This is a genomic window from Candidatus Anaeroferrophillus wilburensis (assembly GCA_016934315.1).
GTDB classification, from domain to species: domain Bacteria; phylum Desulfobacterota; class Anaeroferrophillalia; order Anaeroferrophillales; family Anaeroferrophillaceae; genus Anaeroferrophillus; species Anaeroferrophillus wilburensis.
The window spans coordinates 18514-34596 of sequence record JAFGSY010000034.1; the positions used below are offsets into that span (position 1 = coordinate 18514).

11 protein-coding genes are annotated in these 16083 nt (G+C 51.2%); 5 read left to right on the forward strand and 6 right to left on the reverse strand.

Translation table 11 applies throughout. The features are described 5' to 3' along the window. Positions 1 to 259: 259 nt before the first annotated feature. The 3 genes from dnaE (at position 260) to JXO50_08885 (ending at position 7853) form a co-directional block, all read left to right on the forward strand. Positions 260 to 3742, forward strand: a complete 3483-nt coding sequence (gene dnaE / locus JXO50_08875; protein ID MBN2333202.1) for a DNA polymerase III subunit alpha — start codon at positions 260 to 262, stop codon at positions 3740 to 3742. Positions 3743 to 3796: 54 nt separating this feature from the next. After that, positions 3797 to 6100, forward strand: a complete 2304-nt coding sequence (locus JXO50_08880) for a tetratricopeptide repeat protein (GenBank protein ID MBN2333203.1) — start codon at positions 3797 to 3799, stop codon at positions 6098 to 6100. A gap of 109 nt (positions 6101 to 6209) precedes the next feature. Continuing rightward, positions 6210 to 7853, forward strand: coding sequence for a phosphoenolpyruvate carboxykinase (ATP) (locus JXO50_08885; GenBank protein MBN2333204.1), 1644 nt, complete (start codon positions 6210 to 6212; stop codon positions 7851 to 7853). 85 nt (positions 7854 to 7938) lie between these two features. Here JXO50_08885 and JXO50_08890 read toward each other — a convergent pair whose 3' ends face one another. The 3 genes from JXO50_08890 to JXO50_08900 all read right to left on the reverse strand — a co-directional run bounded on the left by JXO50_08890 (position 7939) and on the right by JXO50_08900 (position 10494). Beyond that, positions 7939 to 8556: a DedA family protein gene (locus tag JXO50_08890; protein ID MBN2333205.1), complete on the reverse strand. Its 618-nt coding sequence runs from the start codon at positions 8554 to 8556 to the stop codon at positions 7939 to 7941. 12 nt (positions 8557 to 8568) lie between these two features. After that, positions 8569 to 9363, reverse strand: coding sequence for an undecaprenyl-diphosphate phosphatase (locus tag JXO50_08895; protein ID MBN2333206.1), 795 nt, complete (start codon positions 9361 to 9363; stop codon positions 8569 to 8571). A gap of 597 nt (positions 9364 to 9960) precedes the next feature. Continuing rightward, on the reverse strand, positions 9961 to 10494 hold the full coding sequence (locus tag JXO50_08900) for an O-acetyl-ADP-ribose deacetylase (GenBank protein MBN2333207.1): 534 nt from the start codon (positions 10492 to 10494) through the stop codon (positions 9961 to 9963). 249 nt (positions 10495 to 10743) lie between these two features. Between JXO50_08900 and JXO50_08905 the strand changes: the two genes are divergently transcribed. Beyond that, positions 10744 to 11589 (forward strand): flavodoxin family protein, encoded by an 846-nt coding sequence (locus JXO50_08905; protein MBN2333208.1) that lies wholly within the window; start codon positions 10744 to 10746, stop codon positions 11587 to 11589. A gap of 49 nt (positions 11590 to 11638) precedes the next feature. Here the strand turns inward: JXO50_08905 and JXO50_08910 are convergent, their stop codons facing one another. Continuing rightward, complete coding sequence (locus tag JXO50_08910; GenBank protein ID MBN2333209.1) at positions 11639 to 12667, reverse strand: response regulator; 1029 nt, start codon at positions 12665 to 12667, stop codon at positions 11639 to 11641. 58 nt (positions 12668 to 12725) lie between these two features. Here JXO50_08910 and rfaE2 point away from each other — a divergent pair, with 58 nt between their 5' ends. Continuing rightward, positions 12726 to 13226 carry a D-glycero-beta-D-manno-heptose 1-phosphate adenylyltransferase gene (gene rfaE2 / locus JXO50_08915; protein MBN2333210.1) on the forward strand — a complete coding sequence of 167 codons (501 nt, stop codon included), beginning with the start codon at positions 12726 to 12728 and terminating at the stop codon, positions 13224 to 13226. On the opposite strand, the gene JXO50_08920 is transcribed toward rfaE2, so the two are convergent. Both JXO50_08920 and radA read right to left on the reverse strand, forming a co-directional pair. Further along, positions 13183 to 14433, reverse strand: coding sequence for a hypothetical protein (locus JXO50_08920; protein MBN2333211.1), 1251 nt, complete (start codon positions 14431 to 14433; stop codon positions 13183 to 13185). The two genes, rfaE2 and JXO50_08920, sit on opposite strands and share 44 nt — an antisense overlap. Positions 14434 to 14612: 179 nt before the next feature. Continuing rightward, positions 14613 to 15986, reverse strand: a complete 1374-nt coding sequence (gene radA / locus JXO50_08925) for a DNA repair protein RadA (protein MBN2333212.1) — start codon at positions 15984 to 15986, stop codon at positions 14613 to 14615. Between the last annotated feature and the right edge of the window lie 97 nt (positions 15987 to 16083).

Consider the following 16083-nt stretch of genomic DNA (forward strand, 5'->3'; position numbering starts at 1 on the left):
TTTTGCTTGCTTCGAATCTGGAGCCGCTGCTGAGCCATCCGATTTTTGAGGATTAAGCCGATTGTTGCGAGTCCATCAATCTTTGTAAAATAAAACAGGACAATTGTAAAGGTGCTAGTTTCCTGCCGGCGCTTTAAACTATGACCATCTTATTTTTTTCCCTTGGAAAACCACCATGGTTATGGTAGAAAATTGCACCTAATCAGCTCAGTTTCATTTCTTTTCTTTCCAGATTTTCCTTTGATTTCCCTATGTTATCATGAAACACTCAAATTTTGTCCATCTTCACCTGCATACCATGTACAGTTTGCTTGATGGTGCTATCCGTTTGGAACACCTGATGAAGAGAGCCAGCGAGTTTAAAATGCCGGCGGTCGCCATCACTGACCATGGTAATATGTTCGGAGCAGTTGATTTTTATCAGACAGCCGAAAAATATGGCATCAAACCGATTATTGGTTGTGAAATCTACGTTGCTCCCGGCAGTCGTCATGAAAAACGGGCCGGAAAAGATCATGATGTTGGCCATCATCTGGTCCTTTTGGCGAAAAACCGGCAAGGCTACCAGAACCTCTGCCAGCTGGTTACCAAAGGCTATTTTGAGGGATTTTATTATCGGCCAAGGATTGACAAGGAGCTGCTTACCCTACACCATGAAGGTCTGATTGCCCTGAGTGCCTGCCTCCATGGGGTGGTTGCCGTGCATCTCGGCCGCGGGGAGCGGCAGAAGGCCGAAGATGAGCTCAGGTTTTACCGTGATTTATTTACCAACCGCCGTTTTTTTCTTGAACTTCAGGATAATGGTATCGCGGATCAGTACCAGGTCAATGAACAACTGCTTGATCTGGCTGAGACGTTTAAACTGCCGCTGGTGGCCACCAACGACTGCCATTACCTGATGGCTGATGATGCCCGGGCTCATGAAGTGCTTCTCTGTATTCAGACCGGGAAACATATGGATGATCCGAGCCGCATGCAGTATGGTACCGATCAGCTCTATTTTAAGTCGCCCGAGGAGATGGCTGCCAGTTTTGCCGACTATCCCGAGGCAATCGCCAATACCATTGAGATTGCCGAACGGTGCAACTACAAGTTTGAATTTGGCCATTATCATCCACCCCATTATGTCCCCCCTAAAGGACAGAGCCTGAACCAATACCTGGAGCACCAGAGCCGCGACGGGTTTGGCCAGCGGTTGCCGAAGATCAAGCAGTTTTATGGTGCGGATTTTACCGCTGAGCTTGAAGAACACTACCGCATGAGGCTTGAGTCCGAGCTGGCCATGATCAATAAGATGGGTTTCGCCGGTTATTTCCTCATCGTTGCTGATTTTGTCAATTATGCCCGGCAGCGAGGTATCCCCGTTGGCCCCGGCCGAGGGTCAGCGGCCGGTTCTCTGGTGGCCTATGCTCTGAAAATTACCGATATTGATCCGCTGCCCTACGGCCTGCTTTTTGAGCGCTTTCTCAATCCTGAACGGGTCTCCATGCCGGATATTGATATGGATTTCTGCATCAGGGGCCGTGAAGAGGTTATCCGCTATGTGACGGAAAAATATGGTGCCGATCGGGTTGCCCAGATTATTACCTTTGGTAAAATGCAGGCCAAGGGGGTTATCCGGGATGTGGGGCGCGGTCTCAATATGCCTTATGCCGAGGTTGATAAAATAGCCAAGCTTATTCCCTCGATCCTCAATATCTCTCTCGATCAGGCGATGGCGATGGAAAAGCGGCTGGCTGACCTTAAAAAGGGGTCGGCCCAGGAGCAGCAGCTGCTGAAAATCGCCCATGCCTTGGAGGGGCTGAATCGCCATGCCTCCATTCACGCCGCCGGGGTTGTGGTTACCAACCACCCACTGGTTGAGTATCTGCCCCTATATAGCGGTCAGAATGGTGAAATCGTCACCCAGTATGACATGAAAAAGGTTGAGGAACTGGGACTGATAAAATTTGATTTTCTCGGCCTGAAAACCCTGACGGTGATCAATAACGCGGTGCGGCTGATCAACCGTGATCAGGAAGCAGGGTATTTCGATCTTGGTGATATTCCCCTTGATGATCAGCAGACCTATGAACTGCTGGCTTCCGGAGCGACGACCGGGGTGTTCCAGCTGGAAAGCAGCGGCATGCAGTCCCTGATCCGGCGCCTGGTACCCAGCTGTTTTGAGGACATTATCGCCCTGGTGGCTCTTTATCGACCAGGACCCCTGAACAGCGGCATGATTGACGACTTCATCGATCGCAAACACGGCCGGCAGAAAAATGAATACCTCCTGCCCGAGCTGGAGCCGATCCTGAAAGACACCTATGGCGTCATTGTTTACCAGGAACAGGTGATGAAGATTGCCCAGGTGCTGGCCGGCTATTCCCTGGGCGAGGCGGATATCCTGCGCCGGGCAATGGGTAAAAAGAAGCCTGAAGAGATGGCGAAGCAGCGGGAACGGTTTATGTCCGGGGCAAAAGCCAATAAAATCCGTGAAAAGGAAGCGGGTGATATTTTTGATTTGATGGCCATGTTTGCCGAATATGGCTTCAATAAATCACATTCCGCGGCCTACGCTTATATCTCCTATCAGACCGCCTATCTGAAAGCTCATTATCCGGTTGAATTCATGGCCGCCCTCCTGATGGAGGATATGCAGAATTCGGATAAGGTCATTAAAAATATTGCTGAATGCAAGGAGATGAAGATTAAGGTACTCCCCCCTGATGTTAACGAAAGCAGCATTTCGTTTACGGTTGTGGATGAGGGGATTCGCTTCGGCCTGGCAGCGATCAAAAATGTCGGTGGTAAAGCTGCAGAGGAGCTGATTCGTGAGCGGGATGAGAATGGCATGTTCAGCTCTATTTTTGATTTTTGCCAGCGGGTTGATCTCCAGAAGGTGAATAAAAGGGTGATTGAAAGCCTCATTAAGGCGGGGGCTTTTGATTCCACTGGTGTCAGCCGGGCTAAAATGGCTGCTGTTGTTGAGGATGCCATCGATGCCGGTCAGCGGATCATGCGGGATAAACAGCGGGGACAGCTTTCCCTTTTTGATCTGGTTGGCGATGGCCATGAAGAGGTTGACAATGGCTATAGCTATCCGGATATTGATGAGTGGTCCGGTAAAATAAAATTGGCTAATGAACGGGAAGCGCTCGGTTTCTATATTACCGGCCACCCGCTCCAGCAGCGGGTGGCGGAGATGCGCCGCTGCGGCACGGTGGAGATAGTCAAATTGACCGGCTTCCGTGATCAGTCACGGGTTCGTATTGGCGGTCTGGTCGCGGCCGTTAAGGAAAAACGGACGGCTAAAGGAAAACTGATGGGCTTTATAAATCTGGAAGATGTCACGGGAACGGTTGACGTGACCTTGTTTCCCGATGCCTTTCAGCTTGCCACCCCCTATATTGACAGCCAGGAGCCGTTGGTTATCGAAGGCCGGGTTGAAGTGGATGATGAAAAGGCAAATGCAAAGGTCGTGGCGACAACAGTTCTGAGCCTTAAGGAAGCGACGGAAAAAATGGTCAACCGGGTAGTGTTCACCTTGCAGCATAAACAGCTGACCACGTTGCAGCTGTCGCGGCTGCAGAAAATTTTGTCCCGCCACCGGGGGAATTGTCCCGGTTATGTAACGGTTCGCATGTCCCATTGCGAGGCCGTATTATCATTGTCCGAACAGTACAATATCCAGCCATCCACAGAGCTGCTGCAGGAGGTGAACGACCTGTTTGGTTACAGTGTGGTGGAATTTCAAAATTGAGCGTTTTTGGGATGGTATGAAGATGCGCAAACCTGACAGCCGGAGGAACAGAGGATGAAAAAAGACAGCCGTAAGTTGACGTTAGTTATGGTGATGATACTTTTGGTTTTTGCGGGATTCGTCCTGCTGTCCGGCTGTGGAAAATCGGCTGAGCAGAAGAAGGCTGACCATCTGCAGCGGGCTGAAGCGTATGTCAAGGGAGAAAAATATAAAGAGGCACGAATTGAATATCTCAATGTGGTGCAAATAGATCCGCAGGATGCGGAAGCCCACTATCAGCTTGGCGAGATTTACTTGAAACTCCAGGAACCCCGGCAGGCAGCCAAGGAGTTTTACAATGCTGCAACCCTCAATCCTGAACTCCTGGCAGCACAGATCAAACTGGCGGGATTCTATCTCCTGAGTAAAAAATATGATGAGGCGTGGGAAAAAATTCAGCTGGTACTGGAAAAGGAGCCTGATAATCTCGAAGCACTGATGATCCTTGGCCATCTCAATGTCCATAATAAAGCTTTTTCAGAAGCGGAAGCGGCGTATCTGCAGGCGCTCAATCAAGACCCGCAGCGTGTCAGTACGCACATTATTTTAGGTAATTTTTATGGCCAGCAGGGAAATTTTGAGAAGGCACTAGTTCATCTTAAAAAGGCCGTTTCTCTTGATGAACAAGATATTGGCGCGGCCTTGTCATTAGGGCGTCTCTATCTGGGAATGGGTGACAAGGTGATGGCCCGGCAGGTGTATGAGTCACTGGTGGCTAAAAATTCTGAGAATAAAAGCTTGCGGGTTGTTCTCGTTGATTTTTACATGTCCCAGTTAGGCGACCAGCAAAAGGCTGAAGCAACACTGTTGGACATGGCGCAAGCTTCCCCTGAGGATGTGGATGCGAAGCTTATGCTTGGCGATTTTTACCGGCGAACCGGCATGACCGAAAAGGCATTGCAGACCTACAAAGATGCCATGAAGGTAGATGCTCACTCGGAGTCGGCAAAATTGAGGTTGGCCGAGTTATACCTTGATCAGGAGCAGGCTGGTCAAGCTTCTAGCCTGGTTGATGATATTTTGGCTGGCAATGATAAGAGTACAAAAGCCCTCTATCTTCGTGGGCGGCTGTTTTTGCGCGATAAAAAGCTTGAAGAGGCTATAGCCGACTTTAACAAGGTGACTGAAGATTGGCCGAATTTTGCCCCGGTTCATTATTATGCGGGCCTGGCCTTATCGGCCAGTGGTAATCTTAATCAGGCATTGATGGAACTTGAAAAAGCCAGGGAGCTGGCGCCTGGCAACCTCAATGCTAGTTTTCAGCTGGCCCGCCTGCATTATCTGCGGCAGCAGTATGCTGACGCCCTGGGTCTGGTGGATGCGGTGCTGGCCAGCCGGCCTGATGATTATCAGGCAATGGATTTGCGGGGTAAGATTTTGGTGGCCCAGCGTCAAGGTGATGGGGCGCTGGAGATGTTCACCAGGATGATTGCCCTGCAGCCTGACAATCCCAGTGGCTATGCTCAGCGGGGCCTGCTTTATCGCCTGCAGAAAAAATATGCCCTGGCTTTGGCTGACTACCATAAAGCCCTGGAACTGAATCCACAGCTGAAAGACGTGGCCGCTGAGGTGGTGGCGGTGTATATGCTCGAGAAAAAATCCGATAAAGCGCTGGAATTCTGCCATTCATTGCTACAACAGGATGCCACTGATGCTTTCGCCGATAATCTGCTGGGCAGGATCTATTTGGCTACGGGCAAGCTGCCCCAGGCACAGCAGGCTTTTGAAACCGCAATCGGTAAAAATAAAAATCTGCTTTCCTCCTATATGTATCTGGCGGGATTGTATCGTCGGATGGGAAAACTTGATGAAGCGGAGCAAAAATACGAGCAGGTCATAGCGGTGAATCCCAAGGTGCTGGCTCCTTACATGCTGCTGGGAATTATCAGGGAGCAGGGTCAGCGTTATCAGGAGGCGATGACGATTTATGAAAAGGCTCTGGAGGTCGATGCCGAATTTGTGCCGGCTATGAATAACCTCGCCTGGCTGTATGCCGAGCAGGGGGGCAATATTGACCGTGCTTTGTCCATTGCTGAAGACGCCAAGCGCCTGCGGCCGGAGGATCCAAGGATTACCGATACTCTGGGCTGGATCTATTATAAGAAGAATGTTTTTTCCCGGGCGGCCGCCTATCTGCGGGAAGCTGCGGAACAGTTGGGAGATAATCCGGTGGTTCACTATCACCTGGGGCTGGCCCTCGTCAAAGGGGGTGAAACGGCGGCTGGTGCTCGGTCTCTGCAGCAGGCCTTGTCATTGTCCGCCGATTTTCCCGGATCTCAGGAAGCAAAAAAAGTATTGGCGGAATTGGATAAAAATTGATATGAGCTTTGGCGGATAAAGTCTGTCTAGGGGAGGGTGTAAAATTTTTCCTGGTCAACGGCGATAAATATGTGAAATTTTGTGCAAAACAGAGAAGGAGAAACAGGGTATGAATTTGCAGGCTGAAGTAACGACCATGTTGAGCAAGCATCCTGCCGTCAGGGAGAATCCTGATCGGCAGAGTTTAATCCGGGCAACGGTGGAGAACCGGGAGGTTATTGTCGCTGCCAACGGGGCGGTGGCAACCTGGACGCCGCCGGAATCCACCGGCAGAAGTCCCAAGGATACGGTGACGGTCAAAAGGCCGGTCAGCGAGCACAATATCGACTGGGATTCCCCCAACAATATTCCCATTGATGAAGAAACCTTTGACATGCTTTTTGCCGATGCGCTGCAGGTTCTGGCCGGTAAAAAGACCCTTTATGTCACCGATCGGGTGCTGGGGGCCGATGTTTCCTATGCCTTGCCCACCAGGACCATCTCTGATTATGCTCTGTCGGCACTCTTTACTGACAATATGTTTCGACCGGTGCCGGATACCATTGCCCAGAGTATTTTTGCCAATCGTGGATTTACCCTGCTGGTGCTGCCCTACGATAAGCTGGATCGTGAGCGCTATAAGGGTCGATTGCGGACGTTGCCCGGTGGTTTGACCAGCAATATGGCTGTGGCCATGGATATGGATCGGTCCCTGGGAATTGTCTACGGTTCTGCCTATTGCGGCAGCATCAAAAAGCTGATGTTTACGGTGATGAACTATCTGCTTCCTGCCGAGGGCATTCTGCCGCTCCATTGTTCGGCCAACGAGGGGCCGGATGGCGATATTGCTCTGCTGCTCGGTTTGTCAGGGACTGGCAAAACGACCCTGTCGGCCGATCCTGAAAGGGCATTGCTTGGTGATGATGAACATGCCTGGGGTGACGGTGGTGTTGCCAATTTTGAGAATGGCTGCTACGCCAAGCTGATCAATCTTGATCCCCGCAAGGAACCGGAAATTTACCAGGCAATTATGTTTGAGGCACCTTTTGAGGAGCATGGCTCGATTGTTGAAAATGCCATGATCTATCCCGATGGGGTGTTTGACTTTGATGATGACCGGATGACCCCGAACTCCCGTGGGTCGTATCTGCTTTCCTGCCTGAAAAATATCAAGCCGTCTTCGGTGGGCACCCATCCTTCGACGATTTTGTTTTTGACTGCCGATGCCAATGGCGTTCTGCCGCCGATTGCCAAGTTGACCCCCGAACAGGCCATGCTCTGGTTCCTGATGGGTTATACCAGTAAGCTGGCAGGAACAGAAACCGGCATTGTTGAACCGGTGACAACATTTTCCCGGTTTTTTGGCGAGCCGTTCATGCCCCGGAACCCTGATGTGTATGCCGGCATGCTTGGCGAGCGGATGAAAGCTCATGGAACCGACGTCTACCTGGTGAATACCGGCTGGAGCGGCGGATCCTACGGGATTGGTAGTCGGATGGATATTGATGTGACCAGAAGTCTGGTGCGTGCAGCTCTCAACGGCAGTTTGAAAAATGTTGCTTATACCGAAGACAGCCTGTTCCATATTCTTCTGCCCCAGAGTTGCCCGGGAGTGCCGTCCAAGATCCTTAATCCAAGGGAGACCTGGACTGACAAAAAGGCCTATGATGCCCGCAGCGCTAAACTGGCAGCTGAATTTGCCGCCCATTTTGACAAAGCGTATGGCAGTAAAAATATTGCGCCAGAAGTTGCAGGACAGTGTCCGGGAAAGTAGCTGATTGTTTTAGCTGCAGGAATGATGTCAGGGCCGGGGATTTCCCCGGCCCTGACTTGTTTTTGGATAGGATAAAAGAGAGATCTCAGGAAGTTTTTCTGGCACTCCTGTGACGCCATATATAGATGCCGCACGCAATAACGATGGCTGGCAGCAGGTAGTAGAATGACCTGTGGGCGTATGCTTGCACCAGTTCCTGGTTGTTGCCGACCAGATAGCCGATCGCCGCCAGGATAATAATCCAGATGCCGGCTCCGAGGCCGGTGGAAACAATAAACGGCATCAACGGCATCCGCGCCAGGCCGGCGGGAAAGGAGATGTACTGACGGACTCCGGGAATCAACCGGCCGATAAAGGTGCTGAATAGACCATGCTCACGGAACATGTGTTCAACCCGCTGGAATTTTGCCTCGCTCATGCCGAAGGTGCTGCCGATTTTCAAAATTGCCGGCCTTCCCAGTTTTACCGCCAGCCAGTAGTTGAACAGGGCTCCGAAAATACTTCCCAGGATGCCGGCGGCAATCGCCAGATACAGGTTCATTTTACCGATGCTGGCCAGATAGCCGGCCGGTGGAATGACCACTTCACTGGGAAAGGGGAAAAAAGAGCTTTCAAGGAACATCATAATAATAATGCCGCCATATCCCAGTTTGCCGACGATGGCGACAATTGTAGCTATGGCTGAAGTAAGGAGATGTTTCATCTGTCCGGCAATTTATCTGAAAGCTGCAAGAGTTATCAGCCCAAGGGCAAAGCAGTACCAGGCAAAAGCTTTCAGCCGGTGTCTGGTAATGGTGATCAGCAGGATTTTGAGGGCTGCAACCCCGGTGATGAACGCTGCGGTCGCTCCGGCCAGGTAGGCGGGCAGGTCAGATATGGGAACAATAGTCAAATCACCATAGCTGAGAACAACGGCACCGATGATTGCCGGTATTGACAGCAGGAAGGAAAACCGGGCTGCTTCACGGCCGTCGATGCCCCGCAGAATAGCCGTGGCAATGGTTGAGCCGGAGCGGGAAATTCCCGGAATAATGGCCAGGCCTTGGACGGTGCCGATCATCAGGGCGTCTTTCCAGTTGATCTCGCCAATGAATTTTCGATTGTTACGGATAGTATTGGCTACCCAGAGCAGCAGGCCGGTGACCAGCAGCATGATACCCACCATCTTCACCTGTTCGAAAAGTGCGACAAACAGATCTCTGCCCAGGAAGCCGATGAGTCCCGTTGGCAGCGTGGCAAGCAGCAGCAGCCCAAACATCAGGCGTTTCTGGCGGGCAAGATCACGGTCATGGGAAAACAAACCGCCTGCCAATGCCCTGATATCCTGTTGAAAATAGATGATAACTGCCAGCAGCGTGGCACAGTGCAGGGTGACGTCAAAAGCAACCCCCGGCTGCTGGAAATCCGGCAAAAGATGTTGAGTGATGACCAGATGTCCGGAGCTGCTCACCGGCAGAAACTCGGTCAGTCCCTGGATAATACCCAGCATGACGGCTTTCAGGATGGACATGGGGAGCCCTTTTCTTTTGCTGGCCGGTTGTTTTTATCTGGTATCCGGTTTGGAGATGGCAGATTAACCCCTCAGGGCAAAATCCATCGATTACCAACTATCATTTTTAGGCGGGGAAAGGTCATTTTCCCCTGGGTACTATTTCAGCTCTGTGCAAACCCTAGTTCGCTAACAGAGCAGCAGCTCTTTGTCAATAGCAATATCCAAGCTTTCTTTTTAGCCGGTTTCGTACCGCATAGCTGCCGTACCGGCAGCTATGCGGTGCATGATGGGATGCCTTGAGTAGCCACCGGAAGTGCCTGCAAACGTGTGTCTGATGGAAAAGTTATCAACAATTTCATGGCTCTTTTAGTGATAGCAGCTAATTTCCTTTATGGGGCTAGAGATAAGTGGCTACCGTCCTGTAACATATTGAAAATAAAGGAGAAAAATTAATTAAATAATTTCGGTGGCTTATGGAACGTATGTGGTTTCTCTAATGATTGCGGGGGTTTCCTGTTTTTATCCACAAGTTACTAACAGCCCTTTCCCGGGGTGTGGTCAGGGGGAATTTTGTGAAAAATTTCGTCAAACCGCAGCCTGTTATACCTGCGATGACTACTGCCTCCGATGATGGGCAAGGAGCTGTTCATAGATCTCATGCACCTGCTCATTATAGCAGACCAGGATAACCTGCTCAATGATTGTCAGTTCGGTCAGGGTGGCGGCGATCGCCTCCAGCGCCAATGGTGCTGCCAGTTTAAGCGGAAAGCGATAGACGCCGGTGCTGATTGCCGGGAAGGCGATGGTTTTGAGGTTATGGGTGGCGGCCAGCCGCAATGAATTGCTGTAGCATTGCTGTAACAGTGCCGGTTCCCCTTTGCTGCCATCGCGCCATATCGGTCCCACCGTGTGGATAACGTAGGCGGCAGGGAGCTGGTAGCCCTTGGTTATTTTTGCTTCGCCGGTTGGGCAGCCATGCAGCGTCCGGCATTCCACCAGCAGCTGAGGGCCGGCAGCCCGGTGAATCGCTCCATCCACCCCACCGCCGCCAAGGAGGCTGCTGTTGGCAGCATTGACAATGGCGTCTACCTGAAAAGTGGTGATATCCCCCCGGGCCAGACTGATTTTATCAAGTATTTTTCTATCCATAACGGTAACTCCTGCACAGTGTAGACGTGAGCGTATCATAGCGCCCTTTGGCAAAAAAGGAAAGCGTCGGCGACCAGCGGATAAGTTGACATTTGGTTCCAGGTGTCATAAAGGTGAACAACTGAGGCATGGTTGTAACTGCTTGTTAACGGCACAATTGTTTGTGCAAAAAAATGGCATTCGCTTGCCAGCCGGAAAGCAGGGATTTCCGGCATGTCATTCATTTGTGGGAAGAGGAGCGGGTTTCTTATGGATACGGCTAAAAAAACTATTCTCGGGTTGATTGCTTCGCCAAGAAAACTGGGAAATTGCGAAATTCTTACCAAGGAGATCTGCCGCAACCTGCCGGATGGCTATCAGCTGAAGCTCATTCGTCTGCCGGCCAAAAATATCAAAACCTGCCGGGCCTGTTACGCCTGTCTTGACAACGGCGAATGTCCTCTTGATGATGATTTTCAGGCGATTATGAGCCAGATGGCTGCTGCTGATGGCATTATCCTTGCCTCTCCCTGCTATTTTATGGGCCAAAACGGCATTCTGAAGGTCTTCCTCGATCGTTGTCTGCAGATGTATCCCCATCTGACATCTCTGCGGGACAAGCCGGTCATAACGTTGGTTACTGCCGGCATCAAAGGGGAAGCCGGCTACACCGAAGCTGCCTTGCAAAGTTTCAGCCTTATTTTCGGTCTGAAGATACAGGCTTCAGCAGTATTCTATGGCGCCTTGCCGGGTGAATCGTTGTGGCAGAATCCTGCGCAGCAGGAGCGGATCAAACAATTGGCCGGGAGGTTTTTTTCCCCTGAACCAAGGCCATTCGAGGCCTGGTGCTGTCCTTTGTGTGGCAGCGATTCGGTGCAGCTGCTGGGTGGCAATCGGGTGCAGTGTCAGGTCTGCCGCAATTTTGGCACCCTTGCTTTACAGGACGACCGGGTTGTCCTGGATATCGTTTTGAAACCGGAAAATATTTTCTTCACTGTCGACCAAGCCAATCACCATCGTCAGTGGCTGCAGGGGATGAAACAGAGGTTTTTGCAGGTTCGGCGGCAGTTAGCTGAATTCCAGCAGAACTATGCTGATGACGGCGAGTGGCTGTAGGAACGGTCTGCCGGTGAGTTGGTCTCGGAGTCAATAGCTAGAAAAGGTGCTATTGGATATCGGCCAGGACCTTGTTGTAGGTGGCAATAAAAGCATCGACGACGATCGGATCGAACTGGCTGCCGGCGCCGTTTTTAATCTCCTGCAATGCAGCTTTCTTATCCAGTGCTTCCCGGTATGAGCGGGTTGAGGTCATGGCATCGTAGGCATCACAGGTTGAGATGATCCGGGACAACAGGGGGATCTGGTCATGCATAAGGCCCTTTGTTGGATATCCTCTGCCATCATGGCGTTCGTGATGGGCCTCGATGATGGGCAGAATGTTTTTTAGGAAACTCAAAGGTTCAAGGATTTTAACCCCTTTGCTCGGGTGGCTCTTGATAATTTCATATTCAACATTATTGAGCTTCCCCGGTTTATTGAGTATTTGTTCGCTGATCCCGATTTTGCCCACATCATGAAGGAGGGCGGCGTATTCCAGCTCCTTTTTATCTTCTGTTGAAAAATTCATGTTCTGGGCAACCATGGATGAATAAAAAGCGACCCGGTGGGAATGACCCCGGGTGTAGACATCTTTTTCTTCAATGGCCATAATCAGGGAGCCTACTGATTGGACGACACTGTTGTTAAGTTCGGCTGTTACTTCTTTAACCCTGGCTTCCAACTGTTCCTGATAGCGTTCCTGCTCCTCTTTCAGCTTGCGGTAATCCAGGGCCCGCTTGAGCGTCACAGCCAGCTCCTTGACCTTGAACGGTTTGGTCATGTAGTCAAAGGCGCCCATGCGGATATGGTCAAGAGCCATGTCCAGCTGAGCAAAACCGGTGAGGATGATGATCGGGATAATGGGGTAGGTGCTGGCAAGATATTGGACCACCTGTTCGCCTGAAATCTTCGGCATTTTCAGGTCACAAATGACCGCGGCAATAGTATCATGCTCCTTGTCGATAACTTTTATTGCCTGTTCACCATCTGTTGCGGTGTCGGTCCGGTAGCCAAGACTATCTAAAGCGTCGGCAAGAATCTCCCGAATGTCTGCTTCATCATCAACGACAAGAATCTTTTTTTCAAATAAATCCATAACAGATACCTTTTAGTAACAAGTCCTCGTTGTTTATACTCTTTTGGAAAGGCCTCCCATGAAAACCCTGGAAAGCCATATACTATCGGCCGAACAGTTGAAAGAACATCTTGATCGGCTACGCCATGAAGGTAAAAAAGTTGTGTTTACCAATGGTTGCTTTGATCTCCTCCATCCGGGGCATGTTACCTATCTGGAACAAGCCAGGGGGCTAGGCGACCTTTTGGTTGTAGCGATTAACTCTGATCAATCGGTGCGGCGCCTCAAGGGGAATAGCCGTCCGATTCTGAATCAGCAGGTACGGAGCATCATGCTGGCGGCCCTGCGCAGTGTCGATTTTGTGACTATTTTTGATGATTCGGATCCCCTCCGTTTGATTACGCTGCTGGAGCCTGATATCCTGGTAAAAGGTGGAGACTGGCCGGTGGAAGAGATTGTCGGCCATCAACTGGTGGCAAGCCGCGGTGGACAGGTTTACAGCCTGCCGTTCGTTGGCTCCTATTCCACCAGCAGCATCATTCATGATATCCTTTCCCGTTACCGCTGTTCCCCTGAGTAACAGCCTTCCTGTTGTCCAGGAAAACCACTTGTTGTTTGGTGAATTCAGCCATTGTCCGGGCAAAGAGATTGGTGTTGTACGGCATCAGAATAACCGACTGGCGATCTGCGGCTTTCAGCAGCTGGAGAAAACCAGTCAACGTCCTGACCGTTTCCGGTTTCTGCTGGTGCCAATCAACCGCCTGCAGTTTGAAGATGACCCGTTGCCGGCCTTTTTCCAATCTTTCGCCGGCCTTAAACAGGCGGGCCATGATCTCATGCAACTCTTTTTCTGAACCAAGGGCAAGCTCCTGGTAAATCTGCTGCTGGTAGGCCATGATAAAAAAGTAGTCGGCGGTGGAACTGCCCAGAGCCTCGCAGGTCTGGGAAAACCATGCCTGTCCCCATTGGGGAGTGAGGAGAACCTCATAATTGATATTCTGAGCAAACTGCAGCTCGGGATTAACCTGCCGGCAAGCGGCCATGAGGGCATTGGCCAGGGACTGCAACCCCCTGGCCTTTTTTTCAGTCCATTGCCAGAATGACGGTTGGTAACCGGCAATTTTTGTTCCGTGGTCGTTGAATTGGTAGAGTGACTGCGGCTTTGGCAGAAAATTTTTCCCTGAAGAGTCCGGCAGAAAGCCTACGGTATGACGCGAGGTCAGATCATCCTGAAAGAGGATGCCATCAATGGGATTGGCGGCCAGGTCCTGAAACAGTGCGGTGAGGAAGTTCTGGTTGCAGCGGGCGCCGGGATCAAGGGCACCGGTAGCCTGGTATTGTCCACTGCTAGGGTTGTATGCATGACTCTGCGGCAGCTCGGGGTGGTTGTAATTGGCATGCAACGTCGTCATCCAGGCAAAAACACGAAGCCCTTCGGCATGGGCGTCTGCGCAGACGCTGGGCAGCAGATCATTGACTACCGGAACCAGGGAAGTCTGGAAATAGACCCCTGCTGATGGTGGTGATGACTGCGAATCGGGGAACTGATGATGCCGGTCAGTGGAATTCTGGAAGACTCTCAGGATGATGGTGTTAAAGCCGCTGGTGCGCAATTGGGCAAAGAGGTAGCGGCGGTCCTCCTCGCTCTGCTGCTCCAGCAACGTGATCTGGGCACCAATAATGACTGATTGACCCATCGCCGCGTTGCACGGGAAACCCGGCAAAAAGGTCATGCCTCCGCAGACAAGAAGAACGATGGCTGACCTGATAAGGATCTTGTGAATCATGGGGAGTTCCTAGGGTGCAGTGCCTTGCGGGCACGTTGTTTGCTGCTTGGTGGTTTTTAAAAGAAGGTCCTTTACTCCTTTGTTCCGCTGACCATCACCAGTGCTTGTTCACCTGGGCTTGGATGAAATCCGTTCATGGTAAACGGGGGATTGCTCGCTGGTCGCAGGCAGTTGCCATGCTACGGAAAGAGAACAGCAGGAAGTTCCCTAATGCTGCTGATTTCTTCCAGGGCTACGTTATGCTTATCGGTCCGTTTTAAATTATTTTTAGGAATTATTACCTTTTGAAAACCGAATTTTTCTGCTTCCAGCAGGCGTTGCTCCAGCAGGTTTGCCCGCCTGATTTCACCGGTTAAACCAACCTCTCCCAAAACCATGGTCGTTGGGGCAATTGGCTTGTCGAGATAACTGGAAAGCATGACCGCCACCAGACCAAGATCGATCGCCGGCTCAATAATTTTCAAGCCGCCAATAACGTTGAGGAAAATATCTTTGTCGCCAAGCAGCATATTAAGCCGTTTCTCCATTACCGCAATCATCAGTGAAGCCCGTCCTTTGTCAATCCCCAGCATGGTTCGTCGGGGAATTCCGGTAGCCACCGAGGTGGATACCAGGGCCTGAATTTCCGTCAGAATAGGCCTTGAACCCTCCATGGTTGCGGTAACCAGGGAGCCGGCCAAATTGGCCGGCCGTTCAGCGAGAAAAATATGGGAGGGACTGTCGACACCCTGCAAACCCCTGCCGGTCATCTCAAAAACACCGATCTCGTTGGTGGAGCCAAAGCGGTTTTTCACTGCCCTCAGAATGCGATAGGGGTGCTGGGTTCCTGATTCAAAATAAAGTACCGTATCAACCATGTGTTCCAGTACCCGGGGGCCGGCGATGGCTCCCTCCTTGGTGACATGGCCAATCAGAAACAACGGGATATTGGTTGCTTTGGCAAGGCTGATCAGGTGGGCGGTTGCCTGGCGGATTTGGGTTACCGACCCTGGAGGTGAATTGTGCTCCGGTGTGGTGACTGTCTGAATCGAATCAATGACCAGGGCTTGTGGCTGCAGTTCGTTGCAGTGGGCAATAATGTTGCTGATATCCGTTGTTGCCAGCAGGTAGAGGGACGGTGCTGCAATATCCATCCGCTGGCTGCGCAATTTTACCTGCCCCGGAGATTCTTCGCCGGTGACGTAGAGCGTCAGTTGGCCGGCGGTGGAAAGATTTCCCAGAACCTGCAGCAGCAATGTGGATTTACCAATCCCCGGGTCGCCTCCCACCAGGGTCACCGACCCGGGAACAATGCCGCCGCCCAACACCCGGTCAAACTCAGCAATGCGGGTCTGCCCCTGCATCGGCGAGAGTTCACGGATTTTGTTCAGAGGCATGGGGCGTGCAACTGTCTGGATGCTTGCCAGTTCGGGTAGTATAGCCGGGTCATTGGTTGGCAGCCGTTCTTCTTCAAACGTATTCCAGGATTCGCAGGCAGGGCATTTACCAAGCCATTTTGGTGACTGGTGGCCACAGGCGGAGCAGGCAAAAAAAGTTTTTTGTTTTTTTCTCATGATTTAAAAGTCTTGACAGTCTAAAGTTTTTAGAGGGTTAAGCCGCTATTTTCACTAAATCAGGCTTGATTTTACTGCGTTTGTTACGAATTATTCG